Source organism: Sulfurospirillum diekertiae, assembly GCF_011769985.2.
GTDB classification, from domain to species: Bacteria; Campylobacterota; Campylobacteria; order Campylobacterales; family Sulfurospirillaceae; genus Sulfurospirillum; species Sulfurospirillum diekertiae.
Genome location: NZ_CP039734.2, coordinates 1,690,276 through 1,710,433, shown reverse-complemented (window position 1 = coordinate 1,710,433; position 20,158 = coordinate 1,690,276). Strand labels below are relative to the sequence as shown.

20 protein-coding genes are annotated in these 20,158 nt (G+C 39.2%); 17 read left to right on the top strand and 3 right to left on the bottom strand.

Translation table 11 applies throughout. From position 1 onward, the window contains the following. Positions 1 to 203 precede the first annotated feature (203 nt). From FA584_RS08690 to FA584_RS08645, 10 genes are all read left to right on the top strand, one after another. Entirely contained in the window at positions 204 to 692 is a 489-nt protein-coding gene (locus FA584_RS08690; protein ID WP_096046932.1) for a 3-isopropylmalate dehydratase small subunit, read from the top strand. Beyond that, positions 689 to 1,762: a 3-isopropylmalate dehydrogenase gene (gene leuB / locus FA584_RS08685; RefSeq protein WP_096046931.1), complete on the top strand. Its 1,074-nt coding sequence runs from the start codon at positions 689 to 691 to the stop codon at positions 1,760 to 1,762. Before FA584_RS08690 ends, leuB begins: the two co-directional genes overlap by 4 nt. Continuing rightward, the gene (locus tag FA584_RS08680) at positions 1,759 to 2,007 is read left to right on the top strand and encodes a tetratricopeptide repeat protein (protein WP_087438926.1); all 249 of its coding nucleotides are present in this window, start codon (positions 1,759 to 1,761) and stop codon (positions 2,005 to 2,007) included. Before leuB ends, FA584_RS08680 begins: the two co-directional genes overlap by 4 nt. Then, the gene (locus tag FA584_RS08675; protein WP_167749177.1) at positions 1,998 to 2,399 is read left to right on the top strand and encodes a CiaD-like domain-containing protein; all 402 of its coding nucleotides are present in this window, start codon (positions 1,998 to 2,000) and stop codon (positions 2,397 to 2,399) included. Before FA584_RS08680 ends, FA584_RS08675 begins: the two co-directional genes overlap by 10 nt. Next, positions 2,396 to 3,517 carry a tRNA nucleotidyltransferase/poly(A) polymerase family protein gene (locus tag FA584_RS08670; protein ID WP_167749176.1) on the top strand — a complete coding sequence of 374 codons (1,122 nt, stop codon included), beginning with the start codon at positions 2,396 to 2,398 and terminating at the stop codon, positions 3,515 to 3,517. Before FA584_RS08675 ends, FA584_RS08670 begins: the two co-directional genes overlap by 4 nt. Further along, positions 3,518 to 4,360, top strand: coding sequence for a formyltetrahydrofolate deformylase (gene purU / locus FA584_RS08665; RefSeq protein ID WP_096046928.1), 843 nt, complete (start codon positions 3,518 to 3,520; stop codon positions 4,358 to 4,360). Positions 4,361 to 4,527: 167 nt separating this feature from the next. Beyond that, entirely contained in the window at positions 4,528 to 5,007 is a 480-nt protein-coding gene (locus FA584_RS08660; protein WP_167749175.1) for a tRNA (cytidine(34)-2'-O)-methyltransferase, read from the top strand. An 18-nt stretch (positions 5,008 to 5,025) separates the two neighbouring features. Continuing rightward, entirely contained in the window at positions 5,026 to 5,724 is a 699-nt protein-coding gene (locus FA584_RS08655; protein ID WP_167749174.1) for an SIMPL domain-containing protein, read from the top strand. A gap of 17 nt (positions 5,725 to 5,741) precedes the next feature. Beyond that, a complete protein-coding gene (locus tag FA584_RS08650) occupies positions 5,742 to 6,890 on the top strand; it encodes a BaiN/RdsA family NAD(P)/FAD-dependent oxidoreductase (RefSeq protein ID WP_256431157.1) in 1,149 nt (382 codons plus the stop codon). Positions 6,891 to 6,923: 33 nt separating this feature from the next. Continuing rightward, positions 6,924 to 9,536 (top strand): bifunctional diguanylate cyclase/phosphodiesterase, encoded by a 2,613-nt coding sequence (locus tag FA584_RS08645; RefSeq protein ID WP_167749173.1) that lies wholly within the window; start codon positions 6,924 to 6,926, stop codon positions 9,534 to 9,536. Here the strand turns inward: FA584_RS08645 and ppnP are convergent. Then, complete coding sequence (ppnP, locus tag FA584_RS08640) at positions 9,502 to 9,813, bottom strand: pyrimidine/purine nucleoside phosphorylase (RefSeq protein WP_167749172.1); 312 nt, start codon at positions 9,811 to 9,813, stop codon at positions 9,502 to 9,504. The genes FA584_RS08645 and ppnP overlap by 35 nt on opposite strands. Before the next feature lie 239 nt (positions 9,814 to 10,052). On the opposite strand from ppnP, the gene FA584_RS08635 reads away from it, so the two are divergent. The 7 genes from FA584_RS08635 to FA584_RS08605 all read left to right on the top strand — a co-directional run bounded on the left by FA584_RS08635 (position 10,053) and on the right by FA584_RS08605 (position 18,386). Further along, positions 10,053 to 10,697: a carbonic anhydrase gene (locus FA584_RS08635; protein WP_167750613.1), complete on the top strand. Its 645-nt coding sequence runs from the start codon at positions 10,053 to 10,055 to the stop codon at positions 10,695 to 10,697. Further along, positions 10,687 to 11,646: an endonuclease/exonuclease/phosphatase family protein gene (locus tag FA584_RS08630; RefSeq protein ID WP_167749171.1), complete on the top strand. Its 960-nt coding sequence runs from the start codon at positions 10,687 to 10,689 to the stop codon at positions 11,644 to 11,646. Before FA584_RS08635 ends, FA584_RS08630 begins: the two co-directional genes overlap by 11 nt. A gap of 74 nt (positions 11,647 to 11,720) precedes the next feature. Next, a complete protein-coding gene (locus FA584_RS08625; protein ID WP_087438917.1) occupies positions 11,721 to 11,924 on the top strand; it encodes a phosphoribosylaminoimidazole synthetase in 204 nt (67 codons plus the stop codon). Between the two features lie 88 nt (positions 11,925 to 12,012). After that, positions 12,013 to 14,064 (top strand): glycine--tRNA ligase subunit beta, encoded by a 2,052-nt coding sequence (gene glyS / locus FA584_RS08620; RefSeq protein WP_167749170.1) that lies wholly within the window; start codon positions 12,013 to 12,015, stop codon positions 14,062 to 14,064. A 125-nt stretch (positions 14,065 to 14,189) separates the two neighbouring features. After that, complete coding sequence (locus FA584_RS08615) at positions 14,190 to 15,875, top strand: HD domain-containing phosphohydrolase (RefSeq protein ID WP_167749169.1); 1,686 nt, start codon at positions 14,190 to 14,192, stop codon at positions 15,873 to 15,875. Positions 15,876 to 15,921: 46 nt separating this feature from the next. Next, entirely contained in the window at positions 15,922 to 17,667 is a 1,746-nt protein-coding gene (locus FA584_RS08610) for a molybdopterin-dependent oxidoreductase (protein WP_167749168.1), read from the top strand. After that, positions 17,619 to 18,386, top strand: a complete 768-nt coding sequence (locus FA584_RS08605) for a hypothetical protein (RefSeq protein ID WP_228447963.1) — start codon at positions 17,619 to 17,621, stop codon at positions 18,384 to 18,386. The genes FA584_RS08610 and FA584_RS08605 overlap by 49 nt, the downstream gene beginning before the upstream one ends. 23 nt (positions 18,387 to 18,409) lie before the next feature. On the opposite strand, the gene FA584_RS08600 is transcribed toward FA584_RS08605, so the two are convergent. Together FA584_RS08600 and FA584_RS08595 are read right to left on the bottom strand one after the other, a co-directional pair. Next, positions 18,410 to 18,748, bottom strand: coding sequence for a P-II family nitrogen regulator (locus FA584_RS08600; protein WP_087438912.1), 339 nt, complete (start codon positions 18,746 to 18,748; stop codon positions 18,410 to 18,412). A gap of 12 nt (positions 18,749 to 18,760) precedes the next feature. After that, positions 18,761 to 20,086: an ammonium transporter gene (locus tag FA584_RS08595; RefSeq protein ID WP_167749167.1), complete on the bottom strand. Its 1,326-nt coding sequence runs from the start codon at positions 20,084 to 20,086 to the stop codon at positions 18,761 to 18,763. Between the last annotated feature and the right edge of the window lie 72 nt (positions 20,087 to 20,158).

Here is a 20,158-nt window from a genome sequence, read left to right as displayed (position 1 = left end):
AACAAGGTTGGCTTTTAACATCACACAAGTAAATCCAGAAAATTGCATGTTTATCTGAAATATAATATGTTCTCTTTTATATCAATCTTACATTTTAGAATTCAAATGATGCTATTTTCTTCAAAGTGTGGGGTGATTAAACTTTTTTACAACCCTCTTTCGGTAAAATTTTAAGAAATCAAGTAGAGTACTAAGGATAATCAATGAGTACGATTAGCGGAAAAGTATGGTATTTTGGCGATAACATCGACACTGACTTAATCATTGCGGCACGTTATTTAAATACGTCTGACCCAAAAGAGTTGGCAAAACACGTGATGGAAGACGCTGATCCTGATTTTGTGAACAAAGTCAAAGCGGGCGACATCATTGTTGCGGGTGAAAACTTTGGGTGTGGTAGTAGTCGTGAACACGCTCCCATCGCATTGAAAGCTGCGGGTGTGAGTGCGGTTGTTGCAAAAAGTTTTGCACGTATTTTTTACCGAAATGCGTTTAATACAGGGCTTCCTATTTTTGAACTGGCTGAAACCGATGCCATCAAAGAGGGTGATACTATTGCCATCTCTATGGAGAGTGGTGAAGTAAAAAACGGTACAAAAATCTATAAATTTACGCCAATTCCTCCTTTTATGCAAGAGCTTATCGGATGCGGTGGATTGATGAATTATGCAAAAAAAGAGATAATGAAATGAAAAAGACTTATAAAATAGCAGTAATTAGAGGCGATGGTATTGGTCCTGAAATTGTGGATGAAGCGATTAAAGTGCTTGATAGTGTCTGTTCCCATGAAAATTTTGAACTGCGTTATGAAGAGTACCTTATGGGTGGCGTGGCATATGATTTTAAAGGAACACCACTTCCTGATGAGACGATTGAAGGTTGTCTCAAAGCCGATGCCGTTTTGTTTGGCGCCATCGGTGGTCAAAAATGGGACACTCTGCCACGTGAATTTCGCCCAGAGACGGGACTTTTAAAACTTCGTAAATCACTAGGACTTTTTGCCAATCTTCGTCCAACGGCTATTTTTGATGAATTGTTAGATGCCAGTACGCTTAAACCTGAAGTGTTAAAAGGGGTTGACCTTTTAGTGGTTCGTGAACTTATCGGTGGTATTTACTTTGGTGAACCTCGTGGTAATGATGGCTTTAAAGGCTACAACACGATGGTCTACACCAAACCTGAAATCGAGCGTATCGCACATGTTGCTTTTGAGTCTGCCATGAAACGTCGTAAAGAAGTCTGTTCGGTTGATAAAGCGAATGTTTTGGAAGTAAGTCAACTGTGGCGAGATACCGTGATTGAAGTGGCTAAAGAGTACCCTGAAGTAACCTTAACACACATGTATGTCGATAATGCTGCGATGCAACTGGTACGTAATCCTCGTCAATTTGATGTCATTTTAACGGGCAATATCTTTGGAGATATTCTGAGTGATGAGGCCAGTATGATCAGTGGTTCTATTGGTCTGTTGCCATCTGCTTCTATGGGTGGGAAAGTGGGTCTTTTTGAACCGATTCACGGATCTGCTCCAGACATTGCAGGACAAGGTATTGCCAATCCACTCGCGACCATTTTAAGTGCCTCTATGATGCTTCGTTTTGCACTTGGCGAAACAAAAGCGGCAGATCGCATCGAACTTGCCATTAAAAAAGCGTTGCATGATGGCTATCGTACCAAAGACTTAGCCAATTATGGTGCTAAGGAAGTGTGCTCAACCACACAAATTGGCTCTATCATCGCGGATTATGTAGCTAAAATATGAAAACACTCACGCTCGCTTCGATCTACGAACTCCAAGGTCTTAAAAATGAGGCTTTGGATATTTACAAAGAGTTACTTCGTGAAAATCCTGACAATAAAGAGGCAAAAATTGCTATTAAACGTCTTTCCGGGATTCGCAAAAAGTATTTGGGCGTAGATGAAGAGATGAAGAAATTTTTTTTAACAATGAACTCAGAAGTGGAATTTTTAGAATTTGAAAGGTGGTTGGTAAAGCTATGGAATTAAAAGATATGATTCTCTCAACGCTCAAAGAGCTTGAAGAGGTAGTACCCAAAGAAGAGCAACAACAAACACTTCAACCACCGCGTATACGTGAACCTGAACCTGAAACTGAAACTGTTTCATTTGAACCAGAGCCACTGTTAGAATTGAATGAAGAGATCAATATGATCAAGGCGTATGGTATGCCTCAGGAGAGCGAAGAAGAGTCTTGTCATGAGAGCCAAAAACAGTTTTACATGAATCTTAGAGAGCGTATTTTGGTGCTCTTTGAAGGGTTTCAGTCCCCCAATAATCGAAATATAGAAGCCAAAATAGATTTGACACTCAATTTTTTAGAGTACCTTTTAGCAACGATTGATGAACAACTGGAGCAGATGGAAGCCACGAAAAAATGAAATTAAATTGCGTTTTCCCTGCGCATTTTGATCAACAAATACAAAATGCTATTGCATTTTTGAAGCCTTATACCAAGCGAGCTTATTTGGTAGGAGGCAGTGTGCGAGATCTCTGTTTAGATGAACCTTTGCACGATTTAGATATAGAAGTATATGATATTACCCCAGAGAACTTTGATAGCTTGATGCAGCGTGTCGGCGCTGTGGGTGTTGGGAAAAGTTTTTTTGTCTATAAGCTTGGCAATATCGATTTTTCATTGCCTCGGGTTGAGCACAAACGTGGTGTGGGACATACTGCTTTTGAAGTTGCTATCTGTCAAGATGAAAAAGAGGCATCGAGGCGTCGTGATTTTAGCGTCAATGCGATGATGCTGAATATTTTTAGCGGACAGTTACTTGATTTTTGGGGTGGCAAAGAGGCGATTGTGCATAAAACACTCGCTATCATGGATGAAAGAAGTTTTAGAGAAGATAGTTTGAGGGTGCTTCGCGCGATGCAATTTAGCGCACGTCTTGGCTTCAAGATAGCGCCTCAAAGTGTGGACGTGATGCAAAGTATTGATCTGAGCGATCTGAGTCGTCCGCGTATTTTATGGGAGTTTGAAAAGCTCTTTCGCGCTTCTTTTTTGCACTATGGACTTTTTTACATGTATGAGCTTCATCTCTTTGAAAAATGCTTTACATGTAACGTTGAAAACCACTTTTTTGAGATCGCACGCGAATTGCTACGATACAAGCAAAATTTTGAAGAGGCTCTTCGTCCTTACTATTTTGTTTATATCGTCGCCAATCGTTTGAAGCAAAATCCCTTGCAATGGTTTAGGATGCTTGATGCACCCAATCATTATCTGCAAACCTTCAAGTATCAGCCTTTTTTTGAAGGGGAGATAAGCGATGAAATGCTTTTACATGTAAGCCTTGAATTGCCTCTGAAACTCTGGCTTGGAAATTACCGAAATGGTGTTAAAGAAAAAGCATGTAAACTTGGAATTTGGAATGAAATTTTTACAGGAGACGTGAGTGTCCAAGAGGTGATCCGTGATGGATTTGAAAAAGAAGCCATTAGGCATGAATTAAAACGAAGACGAATTGAAAAAATAAAACAGGTGTGTAAATAGATGGAAACAGCTAAAAATTATATTCTAAAAATTGATTGTTCAGATGAGAAGGGGTTGATTTACCGTATTGCGGATGTGGTGTTTAAGTACCAACTGAACATTATCAAAAATGATGAGTATGTTGACAGAGAAAATGGTAAATTTTTTATGCGTGCGGAGCTGAGTGGCGAAGTCAACATGAACGAATTTCAAGGAACGCTTCAAGCGATGTTGCCAGCGCATGCAGAGATTTATGTAGCAGAAGCACGCAAAAAAGACATCATCTTAATGGGTACCAAAGAGACACACTGTTTGGGTGATATTTTACTGAAGCATGATAGTGATGATCTCAATGCGAATATTTTAGCGATTGTTTCAAACTACGAAGATTTAAGAGATTTGAGCAATAAATTTAACATTCCTTTTCATTGTGTCAGTCATGAAGGATTGAACCGAGCCGAACATGAGGCAAAAGTATTGGAAGTGTTGGCGCAATATACCGTAGATTATATTGTTTTAGCGAAGTATATGCGCATTTTATCGAGTGAATTTGTAGGGCATTATGACGAGCGAATGATCAACATTCATCACTCCTTCTTACCGGCTTTTGTGGGAGCAAATCCTTATAAACAGGCATTTGCAAGAGGTGTTAAAATTATTGGAGCGACTGCACACTTTGTTAACAATAACCTCGATGAAGGTCCAATTATCGCGCAAGATGTCGTTCGCGTGAATCATGAAATGACGTGGCGTGATATGCAACGTGCAGGTCGCAATGTAGAAAAAGTAGTGCTCTCCAATGCCCTTGATTTGGTCTTTGAAGAGCGTATTTTCGTACACGACAATAAAACAATTATATTTTGAGACCATTTTTACACGCTTTATGGGCAAAGCTCATAAAGCTACGTTGCACTAGGCACTGAAGCTAGCCTCTTGCGAGGCAGAAACGTTGCCTTTCTACACTTTACATGTAATGTATTTATGACAAAGTTAAAAAGCATGGTCAGTTTTGTTTATAGGGAGATTCATTTATGTTCAATATCGTTTTAGTTCATCCCCAAATCCCGCAAAATACGGGGAGTATTGGTCGTATGTGCGTTAATGCCGATTGTAAATTGCACATCGTTAAGCCGACCATGTTTGAGATCAGTGATAAGAGTGTGAAACGCGCAGGGTTAGATTATTGGCATTTGTTGGACGTGACGGTTTGGGAAAATTTAGATGCTTTTTTAGAAGCGCACAAAGACAAATTGGAGCGTTTCTTTTTTGCGACAACCAAAACAAAGAAAACTTACTTTGAAGCCTCTTTTAAACCGGGGGATTTTCTCTTTTTTGGAGGAGAGTCTACAGGACTTCCGATGGAGTTGATGCAAATGAAATGGGAAAATGCCATCACCATTCCGATGGGAAAAAATGGCAGAAGCTTGAACCAAGCGACTTCGGCTGGCATTATTCTCTACGATGCTATTCGTCAAAATTTTGAGACATTTAAATTAACATCTTGGTCATAAACCATTAAAGGCTATACCATGAAAATACGAGTAATGCTTCTGTTAAGCTTTCTACCACTTTTCGCCAGTGCAGCCATGAGCATCACCACCAACGAGCATGTTTCTCAAGCATTAACGCCTGATGTCTTACGTGCTCAGATTGGTTTTGAAGAGCAAAATAAAAGTGCTGATGGGATTAAAGAACATCTCAATGCTATTGTCGCTTCGGTCAAACAGTTCGACCCTAAAGGTGAGTTTTGCCAGGGTGGTGGCTATTATCTTACCCCTCGTTACACCTATAAAGATCAAAAGCAAATTTTTATTGGCTACGGTGGCACGCTCTCTTTTGGATGCGATTTTAAGTCCATTGATCATTACAATGCCCTCTTAGCGGCAATTCAGAAAATCAAAGCGCAAAGTGTTCTTATCAATCAAAGTGCTCTAACATGGGAAGTGAGTTTGAAAGCTCGCAATAGTGCGCACCTTGCAATGCGTACCTCTTTGTTACAAACAGCGAGTGAACAAGCGTCCTTTTTTTCAAAAGAGACGAAGATGCACTGCGAAATCAGTGCGGTTACTTTTGAAGGAACTGAGCCTCAACCTGTTATGATGAAGCGTATGCTCGCACGGGCAAATGCCCCTTTAAAAGAGGAGTATGCACCTACCGAAGAGCCTATTTTGCATGAGGAAACCCTCTTTTTATCGGCAACCGTCAATTATACATGTGCAACTAAGTAATTGATTTTGGTAAAGTTTTGAGTTTGAAAATCCACGATATTCTTTTTATTGGTGCGGGTGCAAGTGCGCTGATGGCAGCTTCGCACTTACAAGGGCATGATGTTGCTTTGGTGGATACTAATCCTAAAATAGGGGCAAAATTATTGATCTCAGGTGGAGGCAAATGCAATCTCACCAATCGTTTTGCAACAGCTGATAATTATTTGGGCGATCAAGCGTTTATTGCGCCCATTCTCTCTTCCTTTGATGCCTCATCAACACTCTCTTTTGTAAAACAGCACCACCTTAGTATAGAAGAACGTGACCATGGTCAGATCTTTTGTGCCAATAGTGCTAAAGAGTTGGTTTCCCTTTTTGGACGTTTGACTTCGTATTGCACGTTTTATCTTTCTACTAAGGTTTTACATGTAACGAAAAATGACCACTTTGTTGTGCAGAGCGACAAAGGTGAAATTCATGCCAAAAAAGTGGTGGTTGCCAGTGGAGGACTCAGTTATGCAAGTATTGGAGCCAGCGATATTGGTTATAAAATTGCAGCGTCCTTTGGACATACTATCGTGACTCCTTCTCCTGCCCTTGTTGGATTAACGCTTCAAAAAGAGCAATTTTGGATGAAAGAACTCAGTGGTATTGCTCTGCCTGTGGTTTTACATGTAGAAGGGAAACGTTTTAGTGAAAATCTTCTCTTTGCTCACAAAGGTATTAGTGGGCCTGTCGTTTTAAGTGGGTCGCTGTATTGGAAAAAAGGGAATATCACGATTGACTTTTTGCCGCACATTCAGCGTATGGAAGCTTTATTGAAAGCACAGAGTAAAAAGCAGATTATTACAGCACTTGGGCTTCCAAGACGTCTGATTAAAGCCTTTTTGGATGCTATGGGAATGGAAGACAAAGTGCTTTCCAAATTAACGGTTCACGAGCGAACATTACTCTGCTCTTTAAAGTCTTATACCTTTGCTCCTGCTGGAAATTTTGGCTACACTAAAGCGGAAGTGACAAAGGGTGGTGTCAGTACATCTGAAATTGATCAAGCCAGTTTTGAAAGCCTGAAATGTAAGGATCTTTATTTTATCGGTGAAGTGCTTGATGTCACAGGCGAATTAGGCGGTTTTAATTTTCAATGGGCATTTGCATCTGCCTCACTTTTTGTCAAAGCAATTATTTGATACAATAAGTCACTTCATAGAAAAAGGGTGTGTGTGAATAGAGAAGTTTTGATGCCATTACGCAACCTTAAAATAGTTCTGAGCATTATTTTTATAGTTGCATTTTCACTCTTATCGCTCATTATTTATTATTTCGACACTTTGGAAACTGAAAAAGAACGTGCTAAAGTCTATACGGCTGCAGTAAACTACAGTTATGACATTAAATTAAATCTCGAACATGCGCTCTCCTCAACCCACACACTTCAAGCACTGTTAAGCCAAAATGATGATTTTTTTATACGCAATTTTGAAAGAGTTTCAAAAAATCTTTTATCTGAATATCCGGGTGTCATCGAGCTTGCTATTGCACCTGCTGGAGTCATTGCACAAGTTGCGCCTCTTCGCGGTAATGAAAAAGCACTTGGATTGAATTTATTTGAAATAGAAACTCAAAAAAAAGAGTCGTTTCTAACACGGGACAGTGGTAAACTTACTTTGGCGGGTCCTTTGGATCTTGTACAAGGAGGTATCGGTTTAGTCGGTCGTTTACCGCTTTTTGAAGATGAAACAAAAAAAGAGGGTTTTTTAGGGTTTGTTTTAGCCGTCATACGTATTTCAGAAATTTTTGATACAGTGAAAAGTGCACATTTAGAACACGAAGGACTCTCTTACGAAGTATGGCGGGTTCATCCTGATAATAAAACGAAACAGATCATCGCTAGTACAAGCCATTCTTCTTTGATTGATCCTGTTATGTATTCCTTTGAAGTTCCCAACACTACATGGACCATTAGCATAGCGCCAACCAAAGGGTGGAGTCATTCACTTGTCTTATTGGTCAGAGAGTTTATGGCATTTATTTTCGCCTTGATGTTAGCCTATATGGTGAAATTATTTATTGAGCTGAAGATGGCTAAAGTTGCTCTTGAATCCAAAGTCCTTCAAACTACAGATGAAAAAAACTTACTGGCACGTCAATTAGAAATTGTTTTAAATGCGATTCCAGATCTTGTTTGGCTTAAAGATCCTAATGGCATTTATCTTCTTTGTAACAAAGCGTTTGAGCGATTATATGGTGCAAAAGAAGAAGATATTGTCGGTAAAAGTGATTATGAGTTTGTGGACTACCAACAAGCCGATTTTTTTAGAACGCATGATATTATCGCAATGGATGCGCATCAATCTGTACGAAATGAAGAAGAGCTCAGTTTTAAAGAAGATGGATACAATGGTTTTTTTGAGACAATTAAAACACCTATTTATGATCAAAATAGTGATCTTATAGGCATACTTGGCATCTCACGTGATATTTCTGTGCGCAAAGAAAATGAAGAAAAAATCCAAAAACTTGAGTATTTTGATCCTCTTACCTCATTACCCAATAAACTTCAACTCCGTTCGCGTCTTGATCATGATCTTAATATTGCACAAAAACAAAATGAAAAATTAGCAGTTTTATTTATTGATTTTGACCATTTTAAAAATATCAACGATACACTAGGGCATGCCGTGGGTGATCAACTGTTGGTCAAAGTTTCGAATCGCTTGAAGATTCTTTTGCGTCAAGTGGATACACTTTCTCGTCAAGGTGGCGATGAGTTTGTGGTTGTATTGCCCGGTGTAAGCGTGGACGATACGGTACATATGGCAAAACGACTTTTGCAAGCTATTGAACAGCCGATTAAAATTGCCGATAATGAGTTGATTACCACTGCTTCGATTGGTATTGCGCTTTATCCTGATGATGGAAGCGACATTGACACTCTGTTTAAATGTGCTGATGCCGCAATGTATCTGGCAAAACAAAATGGAAGAAACAGTTATCGTTTCTTTACTTCCGAAATTCAAAGCCGTTCCGCTCGCATTTTAAATTTGGAGAACGCCCTTCGTTATGCCCATGCAAGAGGTGAACTGAGTCTGCATTATCAGCCTCAAGTTTCACTTAGTGATGGTAAAATCGTAGGAGTGGAAGCACTGCTTCGTTGGCATCATCCTGAGTTTGGTATGATTTCACCTTGCGAATTTATTCCTATTGCCGAAGAGAGTGGACAGATACTTTTAATTGGCGAATGGGTGATGCGTACGGCAGCTAAGGCTATGAAAGAGTGGCTTGATAGTGGCTTTCCTGCAATGAGTGTAGCCGTTAATCTCTCCGCTGTTCAATTTCATCATGCCCATCTCTCCAATCTTGTAAGTTCTATCCTTGATGAGGTTAATCTTCCTGCCTGTTATTTTGAGATTGAGCTGACGGAAAGTGTGACAGCGCAAAACCCTGTTCATGCCGTTGAAACAATGAATGAGCTTTCCGCAAAAGGAATTCGCCTGTCCATTGATGATTTTGGTACGGGGTATTCATCTCTGAGTTATTTGAAACGTTTTAAGGTCTATAAGCTCAAAATTGATCAGTCTTTTATTCGTGATATTAGTATTGATCCAGAAGATCGTGAAATCGTTAAAACGATTATTGCATTGGGTAAGAGTTTGGGTCTAAAAACTATTGCAGAAGGCGTTGAAACCAAAGAGCAGTTGGATTATTTAAAAGAGCAAGGATGCGATGAAGCTCAAGGGTATTACTTTAGTAAACCCTTGAATGTCACCGATCTTGAGGCGTTGTTGAAACACCCTGAAATTATTGTGCGTAAGAACAGCAATAATCCGCAATAGATTTTACATGTAACGTAAAACTTGAGTTTGCAGGTACTTCAAAGGTTGCTTGACCATGAATCACTAAAGGCTCTTTTTGGTTAGGAAGCTCAACGCTCAATTCACCACTTAAAAATTCCATCACTTCGGCAGCACCTGTGTTAAAAGTATAGTCTCCTACTTGCATGCAACCAAGTGTTTTGGTCGTGCCATCTTCAAATTTCACGGTATAACTAACGACTTTACCATCAAAATAGATGTTTGCTTTTTTGACAACAGTCACATTTTTAAATTCCATTGTTTTCCTTTATATACTGAAGTGATGGTGTAATTATACTAGACTTCTTACAAATCTAAGTTTTTAAGAAGTTAAAGCACCAAAAGGTGCGTGGGCTCTCTGCCGAAGAGAACGCAGTGTTAACGTAGCTTTTAGAGCTTTGCTTTAAAAGCGTATTTAAATATTTTTTGGCTTGTAATTTCTTTTTCATTCTGTTTCTATATAATGTTGCATCTAAAAACTTTGGAGTGTGTTTGATGATGAAAATAGCCGAGTTAATTAGTGGATACGAAAAGTTTAAAGATACCAAATTTAAAAAGTATGAAAATAAATTTTTGGATCTTGTAAAAAATGGTCAAAACCCTAAGGTTTTATTTATTGCGTGTAGTGATTCTAGAGTAGATCCCTCATTAATTACACTCTCATCTCCTGGTGATCTTTTTGTGCTTCGAAATATTGGTAACTTCGTTCCTCCTTTTGCGCCCGATAATGACTTTCATGCAACCGCCGCAGGGATTGAATATGCTGTTTCCGTTTTGGGCGTTACCGACATTGTGATTTGTGGACACTCTCATTGCGGTGCGATTGAGACGATGTATACCAACATTACGGACATTAACTTGGTGCATGTTAAAAAGTGGTTAGAGTTAGGATTGGATGCTAAAAATTATGTGACACAAAAATTAAGTAAAGATGTCAGTCACGCTAAAAGGCTTGAATTAACCGAAAAAATTTCACTGCTTTTCCAATCAAAAAACCTTTTAACTTACCCAGATGTTGAACGTCGTGTTCATGCGGGTGAGCTTTTCATTCGTTCTTGGTATTATCATCTTGAAACAGGAAATTTGGAGTATTTTAATACGGAATCAGGTGAGTTTGAACCTATGATCGGAAGTGAAAATTAATGCAAAGTCACAAACATTGATTCGTTGGGTTCTGCTTTTTATCCCACTATTTCTCTCAGCTCTTGAGTTTAAAGTGGCAACGTACAATGTTGAAAATTTGTTTGATGCTCAAAATGATGGTAGCGAGTATGAAGAGTATAAACCCAATACTAAACATGGTTGGAATGACGCGATGTTGCAGATCAAGATCGCCAATATTGCCCGTGTCATTACCGACATGGATGCGGACATTATTGCCCTAGAAGAGGTTGAAAACAAAGCCGTCCTTCAAAAGTTAAACGCTGCTCTTGGAAGTAAAGCGTATCCGTATCTGTTTTATCCCAAGAAAAAAGAACGTGTGAACATTGAAACAGCACTTCTGTCACGTTTTCCTATTGAAAAAACAGCATCCATTTTTATAAAAGATCAGGCACGAGGCATTCATCGCATTACTCTCAAAATTGATAGCCAGCGCTTAGATGTTTATATCAACCATTGGCCTGCCCAAAAAGAGAAAGAAGAAGAGAGACTCATATATGCAACCACACTGCATAATCTCCTGCTAAAAGAAGAGGGCAGTGAATATCTTCTTCTAGGAGATTTTAACTCGCCTTATCACGTGCAAAAAGATTGGGGGATGGGTCTAGATACTATTCTTCATGCGGGTGATAAAAAGAGTGAGTTATATAACCTTTGGTATGATCTGCCTGTGGAAAAACGCTATTCGCACAGTTATGGAAAACAAAAGGCAACATTGGATCATATAATTATCCCCAAGACGCTGAGTGATGGCAAAGGGATTGATTACAATGAAGCTTCCTTTGCCGTTTTTATGCGCCCGTATATGCTCGATGAAAATAATAATCCAAAACGGTGGCAAATAAGCGATAGAGGAAGAGGAGTACACCAAGGGGAGGGCTTTTCGGATCACTTCCCATTGACTGCAATTTTCCATACATCTGCATATTAGGTAAAAAAAATAACACCTTTTTAAGCCCTTTGCTTTTATAGTTACACCTTATAACTAACATAAAAGGATTCGATATGATATGTGCTGAAAAACTTCAACGTTTTATGATGGCGATAGTGCTTTTTGTTGCGTGTTGTCTCATGAGTGCAGGCTCCATTTATGGCACGATATTGCTTGGATTTGTCATCGCAATGATTCTTGTATGGGCCATTACCGATTTTTGTCCCTCTATTTGGCTTTTTTCAAAGCTGGTAGGGCACTGTAAAAGCAGCCGTTAACTCTCAAACCCCCTTTACATGTAAAAGGACGATTTAACCAACACTAGGTTAAAATAGACCTAAATTATTTACATGTAAAGGTCAATCAATGATCAAACCCCTTTTGATAGAAATAGGCGTTGAAGAACTTCCTGCAATCCCCTTTTTGAAAGAACTCCCCAATATTGAAACACTCTGGCTTGATATTTTAGAAAAAAATGCGTTGGCCTGCGAGTTTAACTTTTACTACACTCCTAGACGTTTGGTGCTTTGGCATGAAGCATTTCCTACCGAGCAAGAGGAACGTGAAGAAGAATTTTTTGGAGCACCACTTTCTGTTGCACTCAAGGAAGGTGTTCCAACACCTGCAGCACTTGGATTTGCCAAAAAATGTGGTGTTGATTTTAGTGAAGTTTCTCGCGCAACAAAAGATGGTAAAGAGGTACTTTACTATAAAAAAACCATTGCAGGTCAAAACTCAAAGCTCCTTCTTAAAGAGATGATTGAAAGTTTTATCAAAGGGCTGAATTTTGGAAAGTCCATGCGTTGGGGCTTTTTGGAAGAGCATTTTATTCGTCCTATTCGCTGGATTGGTTGTATGTTAGGTGATGAGCATGTACCTTTTTCTCTTTTTGGCGTAGAATCAACACCTTTTTCGTATCCACATAGAACCGTTTCGTATGAGCCTTTTGCGTACATGTTTGCAGGTGATTATTTTGATAGATTGGCTGAGCGTGGCGTTGTACTTTACCCAACCAAACGTAAAGAGATCATTTTAAATGATTTTAAAGCGATTGAGAAAAAAGAGAGTATTCACATTGAAATTGATGAAGAGCTTTTAGCGGAAGTGGTAGCGATTACAGAACATCCAAAAGCCTTGATGGGTAGTTTTGAAGAGCGATTTTTACGATTACCACCTGAAGTCATTATCACGTCCATGAAAGAGAATCAACGCTATTTTCCTGTCTTCAAACAGGGCAAACTCACCAATCATTTCATTGTCGTTTCCAATGCGATCAGCGATGATTATGACTTAATCGTAAGAGGCAATGAAAAAGTGCTTCGAGCACGTCTTTCGGATGCTCTTTTCTTCTTGGACAATGACCTTAAACATGGGTTGAGTTATGAAGGACTGAAAGACATCACTTACCTTGATGGTTTGGGTTCTTTGCTTGATAAAGAGCTTCGTGAAAAAGAGATCACAACGTACCTTGTTTCAAAATACCAAGCAACCCTTCTTGCTCAAAATGCCCGCCTGAATGCTTCAACCTTGAAAGCGCTTATGGACAAATCTGTAATGTACAGCAAGAGCGATCTTTTAAGTGAAATGGTTTATGAATTTACTGAACTTCAAGGCTTAATGGGGTATTACTATGCAAATGCAGCACATGAAGATGAGCTCTTGGCATTATCTCTTAAAGAGCAGTACCTTCCCAATTCAGAAGAGAGTGCCCTTCCTAGTACACTTTTTAGTTCTATTATTGCGCTTTCTTCAAAACTTGATTCACTCATTGCGCTCTTTAGTATCGATAAAATCCCAACAGGTAATAAAGACCCGTATGCGCTTCGTCGTGCGGTGAATGGTATCATCAAAATTGTACTGGATCAGGGTATTGCTTTTGATATTAAAAGCGATCTCAAAGCGTTAAGTGCATCGTATAAAGCCTTTGATTTCGACGTTCTAGAGACGTTTTTCTTGGAGCGAATGTATCAATTCTTTGATGTCAATCCTTCAATCATTTCAGCGGTTATTAGCAGTGGCGAACGTGATATTGTGAAACTTTCACAGAAGATTAAAGCACTTGCCAGTATTGTTCAAGACGATGGCTTTAAAGAGATGTTTTCAACCTTTAAACGTGTTGCAAACATTATCAAAAATATGGATGTTTCCTTTGAAACACCTGTTAATGAAGCACTCTTTGACAATAGCTATGAAAAAGAACTTTACGCTACTTTCAAAGCGGTTATTGCTAAAAATTATGCTTCATTTGAAGAAAATCTTGATGCTCTTTTTGCACTCAAACCTCAAATCGATGCCTTCTTTGACAACGTCATGGTGAACACAGAAGATTTAAGCATAAAAGCCAATCGCCAAAATCTTATTGCTTCCGTTTACAATGCTTTTAAATCGATTGCAGATATTAAAGAAATCAGTATTTAACTTCATTGCAGTGAAAGCACGTTTGAAGTGCTTTCACTTTTTATGTAAAATAGAGCATTAAGGTTAAATTTGGCATAATTAAGTAAAATTATTTTTACAAAATCAGTGAAAGATTGCCAAAAAAGATGTCTGTCAGTAAACGAATTCGTTATTTTAAACAACTTGCTATCTTATTAACCATCTTTTGGACCCTTTTAACAACCGTTTTTGTTGTGTACCAATTTTACAATGAAGAAAAGCATATCGAAGAGAACTCTTTAGAACGCATCAAAGGTGTTGCTGAGGAGTCTCTTGCCTTTGTTTTTTGGGTTTATGAGCAAAAAGCAAAAGCGATGAATGATGATGAACGTTACAATTTTCGAACGAATTTTTCACTCAAAGATCTTCTTGCCTTACTGGCAAAACAGAGCAGTATGGAATTTGACATTGCGCCTGTTTCCAGAGACTTTGCACATTCTGCTTTAAAACCTTCGCTCAAACAAGCCTTTCAAAATGTTAAAAACGAACACCATGACAGTTTTGCTCTTTATGAAGATGCAGGCATCAAGCATCTCTTCTACGTAAAGCCTATGTTTGCCAATAAAGCGTGTATTTCTTGTCATGTGCATAGTGAATCTGCCATTGGTGATTTGCTCGGTTTTACAACCATTCAGATGAAAGTTCCCACGTTTAAAACTGCCAATCCCCAGAGTTATTATTTTCTCATCATCACCTATTTTGGAACATGGCTTTTGGGTCTTTTCGCCATTTGGTGGATTCATGCACGTGGTCGCAATTACCTCAATGAAAAAACAAAAATGTATGAAGAGAGTATGTACGCACTCATCGATATGATGGAAAAACGCGATAGTTACACAGCAGGTCATAGTCAAAGAGTTGCGGAGTATTCTAAAATGCTTGTGCTTGAAATGGACTACAGTAGCGATGATGTTGATTTTATTTACAAAGCGGGAATGCTACATGACATCGGCAAGATTGAAATTCCTGATGCGATTTTACTGAAACCCGATAAACTAACTTCTATAGAGTATTCTCTGATCCAGCGCCATTCGACGGCGAGTTATGAACTTCTCTCCCGTGAACCTTTCTCTGGGCTTGCACATATTGTGTTGCATCACCACGAACGTTATGATGGCATGGGGTATCCTGATGGCTTAAAAGCCGACCAAATTCCTTTCTTCTCACAAATTATTACTGTAGCAGATGCCTTTGATGCAATGACTACCAATCGCGCTTATCGCAAAAGCTTAAGCAGGCAAGAGGCTTTTGCTATTTTAGAAGAAGAGAAGGGCAAACAGTTTAACCCTTATATTGTGAATGTGGCAAAAGAGGTTTTTGCCAATGTGACCCTTCCTAAAAATACCACGCAAATGCCCAAAGATTTGCTGGAAGAGATGCGTTTTTCCTACTATTTTCGCGATCAACTGACAAGCTTTTACAATGTTAATTACCTGAAGTTTATTTTTGCCCATGCGGGTGATTGTCAGTTGAAAATTGTAAGTGTAGATCATCTGAATTGCACTAATTTTTCCTTATATAATAAAAAATATGGCTGGAAAAAGGGCGATGAATTCTTGTGCTTAATCGCCAAAATGATTGGTGAACTGTATCCTGAATCTATCATTGTAAGGGCGTATAGTGATAATTTTTTAGTTTTACATGTAAACGAAAACGAGCAGCAGATGAACTACTCCAAAATTGATGCATTAGTAACTGAACATGAACTTGTTATGGTGTATCAGCATATTGATTTAGAGATTGATGAGCATTTAACATGGGAAATCTTAGAAGATAAACTACTTCGTTTATAGAACACTGTATAATTGTATCACTAAACTCTATTACAAAGAGGCTTCAATGCATTTTACTACGTGTCCACTAGACTGTTTTGATGGGTGTAGTATTGCTGTAACAAAAGAGCTCAAGCTCAAAGGCAATAAAGCTCACCCGATTACGCAAGGCTATCTCTGCCACCACCTCAATCACTTTCATACCTTTGAACGTATTGAAGAGCCACGCTATTTGGGGCAAAGTATCAAAATGGAAGAAGCCCTTACCATTCTTCAAGAGAAATTAAACACATACGAACCCTCTCGTACACTCTTTTTTAAAGGGAGTGGAAACTTAGGTATCATGCAAGGGGTTACTAAACAATTCTTTGCTTCGCATCGTGCAGTGCTGGCTTCTGGTTCACTGTGTGATGAGGCAGGAGACGCTGGCGTTTGTGAGGGAAGAGGTGCCAACTTATGCCTTTCACCTTTACATGTAAAAGATGCAGAGGTCGTCATTTTGTGGGGACGAAATCCTACAGTGACAAATTCACATATGCTTCCTTCTTTGAAGGGTAAGACACTCATTGTTATTGACCCTGTTAAAATTGATCTTTCGCATCATGCTGATCTTCACATTCAAATTAAACCACGAGGAGATCTTTATTTAGCGCTTTTACTCTGTCGTTTAGTGGCTATGGAAGAGATGGAAGATCACGCTTTTTTAAATGAACGCACACTCAATTATAAAGACTTTTTAGATTTTATCAGTGGTATTCCGATGCGAAAGCTACTTGATAAAGCGCACGTGAATTTAGATGAAATAGGCGCGTTACTTCATCTTATTAAAGGTAAAAAAGTCTCTATTTTAGTGGGCATTGGAGTACAAAAATACAGCTTTGGACACAGTGTTTTACGTGCCATCGATGCTTTCGGTGCCATGCTTGGACTATTTGGCAAAGTAGGCTGTGGGGTTGGGTATCTTTCCAACAGTGGCTTTGGTTACAGTTTACCATTTAAAGTTGACGCGAAAAAAGAGCCTCTTCCGATAGTCGATTTTGGAAAGTATGATTTTGTTTTTATCCAAGGCGGTAATCCGCTCAATCAAATGCCTTGTACTTCTAAAGTGGAAGAGGGACTGGATAAATCAAAATGTATTGTTTATTTTGGTTTGCATGAAAATGAGACATCTGCGCGCGCCCATTTGATCATTCCTGCCAAAACTTTTTTGGCAAAAAATGACGTTAAATTAAGCTATGGGCATCCCTTTGTGGGGCGTATGCCAAAAATTGTGGAGAGTCCAATAGGCATCAGCGAGTACGATCTAACGCAAACGTTATTGGCCGCTTTTGGGCATGATTCTTTGGAAAGCGAAGAGGCAATTATTGAAAAGGTGATTGCTTCCAATAGTGTGGAAAAAGATGGCTTTTTAATCTCTAAAACTTATGAAGATTTACCATATGAAAAGACGTTTTACACGAAAAGTGGAAAATTTGAATTCATGGACGAATTTGACGACGATTTTGAGGATGAAGAAGGCTTTTACTTGATTGCGGCAAAACAAAACAAGTCGCTAAATTCACAGTTTGTGACCGATGAATATCTCTATGTGCCGCTTTGTTTAGGCTTGGAGCAAGAAGAGCGTGTGCGGCTTACCAACCGCTATGGCACATGTGAATATGCTGTCATGCCTACGGCGATACTTCGAGATGACTGTCTGCTCCTTTACAGTGGGGCAAAAAATGCCAACAGGCTTACCCCTCATGCCATGAGTCAGGAGGGAAATTGTGCAACGTATCAAGAGATGAAAGTACGATTGGAAAAAGTGACATGACCGACACAGGTATTTTACTGGATGATGCTCTTTTACTGGTAGAGCAGAATTTCTATTTTTTGCATATGGGGGAGTTTTTAGGCAGGCTTTCCAAAACAGAAGACCTAAGTGATCGAAGTTTGTTTGTGGTAAAAAAATATGAAAATGATAAAGCCTACTACTTTAATGCGGAAATCATTCAAGAGCTTTTAGTCAATGCCAGACAAACTAAAAAAGAAGAGATTTCACTCTTTGAGTATTTTGTTGAATTCAATGCTTTTCGTGGTATTTGTATGGCGACAGTAGAGAGCTTACGTTTTGAAAGTCCCTTTAAAGTTTTTATGCAAAAACTCTTTGGTGAACAGTATGAGAACTTTTTTGATATTGTCTCGTTTGTTCGCAATGTGCTTTCGCACAACATTCACTCAGAGATTCGTCTCAATGAAAAAGATTTTGATGGAACGCTCAAACGTATTCGTAGAATGGGGCGCAAAGCGGATATCCATTTTGCGTTTCAATATTCGCTCAATCTCCCAGAACTAGGTGCTCCAAATGATGCTTATATCTTTACATGTAATATCGATTTTGAAAGTTTAGAAGAGGGAATGCCCTTTTTGGATATTCTTTCTATGTGGGATCTTTTGATGCTCAGTGAGCTCTGTTTTAATCTCGTGATGACGTATCGGATGAAAGAAGAAAAAGCGTTACAAGAGGAAGATGAAGAGGTTTGGGCAGAATAAATTCTGCCCAGAGTAAAGAAAGCCTATACTGCTTCGTTATCAAGCTCACCGGTTCGAATACGAACACTTTTTTCAATGTTAGAAACAAAGATCTTTCCATCACCGATTTTACCCGTACGAGCACTTTTAACGATAACATCGATGACTTTGTCAACGAGATCATCAACAACAACGACTTCAATTTTAATTTTTGGTAAGAAGTCAACGACATACTCAGCACCTCTGTAAAGCTCTGAGTGTCCTTGTTGTCTTCCGTAACCTTTTACTTCACTCACTGTCATACCTGTGATATCAAGTTCTGCCAAAGCATCTTTAACATCTTCAAGTTTGAATGGTTTGATAATTGATTCGATTTTTTTCATATTAGATCCTTATTATCTTAAGTTAAAAGCTTTTTCGCCGTGCTCTACTTCATCCAAACCTTGTGACTCAGCTTCGACGCTTACTCTTGCACCACCTGTTAAGATAGACGCGATTTTAAAGACAATCGCAGTAGCAATCGCTGTGTAAACGATGGTTACAATGATACCTTCGATTTGAATCATGACTTGCTCTGCATTTCCGTAGAGTAAACCTTTACCAAGTTCATTAACTTCTGGGTTTGCAAAAATACCCGTAGCAAGTGCGCCCCAGATACCTGCAACACCATGGATACCAAATGCATCCAATGAGTCATCGTATTTAAGTGCTTTTTTCAAGCCATTAACACCGTAGAACGCGACAATACCAGCAACTGCACCAATGATCAGTGAAGCACTTGTATCAACAAAACCTGCTGCTGGAGTAATCGCAACAAGACCTGCTACGATACCAGAAGCGATACCGAGTAATGTGAATTTTTTATAGGTAATGTATTCGATGATCATCCACGCAAGTGCTGCAACAGCTGCTGCTGTATTGGTGACAAGGAATGCACTCGCAGCAATTCCATCTGCTCCAAGTTCGCTACCTGCATTGAATCCAAACCAACCAAACCATAACATACTTGCACCTAGTACCGTCAAGGTAACAGATGAAGGGAACATCGCTTTACCATAATCTGCACGTTTGCCAAGCATTAGTGCTACGACTAAGCCAGCAACACCTGCATTGATATGAACAACCGTACCACCTGCAAAGTCAAGAACACCTAGTTTTGATAAGAAGCCGCCGCCCCATACCCAGTGAGCAATAGGAGCATACACTGCTAGAATCCAAATAGCCGCAAAAACGATCCAAGTTGAAAACTTTAATCTCTCAATAATAGCACCGCTTGCAAGAGCCACCGTAATACCTGCAAAGGTCATTTGGAACGCTACAAAAAGAAGGACAGGAATGCTACCAGTTGCCCAAAGATCCGTTACTTTGATACCACTTAAAAAGAGGCTATCAAAACCGATAACACCACCAATATCTGTACCAAACGCCAAGGTATAACCTGCTACAACCCAAACAACGGCTGCAACGATATATCCCATAACACTCATTGCAATCGTGTTAAGCAAGTTTTTAGAGCGAGACATACCGCCGTAAAAGAGTGCCAAACCCGCTGGTGTCATAAACATGACGAGTGCGGTTGCCGTTAAAACCCAAGCAGTGTTTCCCACGTCAAGGGTTAAAACCTTTTCAGCAACATCTGCTGCTGCTTCAGTAGCCGCTTCTTCTGCAGCCCACAATGTTGATAAAGGCAACAATGTTGCGAGAGAAAGTAGTTTTCTCATGAATTCCTCCTAAAATGTTGAACTGATGAAATTGTATCACTTAGACGATTTTAATATACTCAGCTAAATGAT

Coding starts and splice junctions, on each gene's coding strand:
- FA584_RS08610 (WP_167749168.1), top strand. CDS start 15,922: ATGCATTTTACTACGTGTCCACTAGACTGTTTTGATGGGTGTAGTATT.
- FA584_RS08655 (WP_167749174.1), top strand. CDS start 5,026: ATGAAAATACGAGTAATGCTTCTGTTAAGCTTTCTACCACTTTTCGCC.
- ppnP (WP_167749172.1), bottom strand. CDS start 9,813: ATGGAATTTAAAAATGTGACTGTTGTCAAAAAAGCAAACATCTATTTT.
- FA584_RS08670 (WP_167749176.1), top strand. CDS start 2,396: ATGAAATTAAATTGCGTTTTCCCTGCGCATTTTGATCAACAAATACAA.
- FA584_RS08615 (WP_167749169.1), top strand. CDS start 14,190: ATGTCTGTCAGTAAACGAATTCGTTATTTTAAACAACTTGCTATCTTA.
- FA584_RS08595 (WP_167749167.1), bottom strand. CDS start 20,086: ATGAGAAAACTACTTTCTCTCGCAACATTGTTGCCTTTATCAACATTG.
- FA584_RS08675 (WP_167749177.1), top strand. CDS start 1,998: ATGGAATTAAAAGATATGATTCTCTCAACGCTCAAAGAGCTTGAAGAG.
- glyS (WP_167749170.1), top strand. CDS start 12,013: ATGATCAAACCCCTTTTGATAGAAATAGGCGTTGAAGAACTTCCTGCA.
- FA584_RS08625 (WP_087438917.1), top strand. CDS start 11,721: ATGATATGTGCTGAAAAACTTCAACGTTTTATGATGGCGATAGTGCTT.
- FA584_RS08635 (WP_167750613.1), top strand. CDS start 10,053: ATGAAAATAGCCGAGTTAATTAGTGGATACGAAAAGTTTAAAGATACC.
- FA584_RS08690 (WP_096046932.1), top strand. CDS start 204: ATGAGTACGATTAGCGGAAAAGTATGGTATTTTGGCGATAACATCGAC.
- FA584_RS08660 (WP_167749175.1), top strand. CDS start 4,528: ATGTTCAATATCGTTTTAGTTCATCCCCAAATCCCGCAAAATACGGGG.
- leuB (WP_096046931.1), top strand. CDS start 689: ATGAAAAAGACTTATAAAATAGCAGTAATTAGAGGCGATGGTATTGGT.
- FA584_RS08680 (WP_087438926.1), top strand. CDS start 1,759: ATGAAAACACTCACGCTCGCTTCGATCTACGAACTCCAAGGTCTTAAA.
- purU (WP_096046928.1), top strand. CDS start 3,518: ATGGAAACAGCTAAAAATTATATTCTAAAAATTGATTGTTCAGATGAG.
- FA584_RS08600 (WP_087438912.1), bottom strand. CDS start 18,748: ATGAAAAAAATCGAATCAATTATCAAACCATTCAAACTTGAAGATGTT.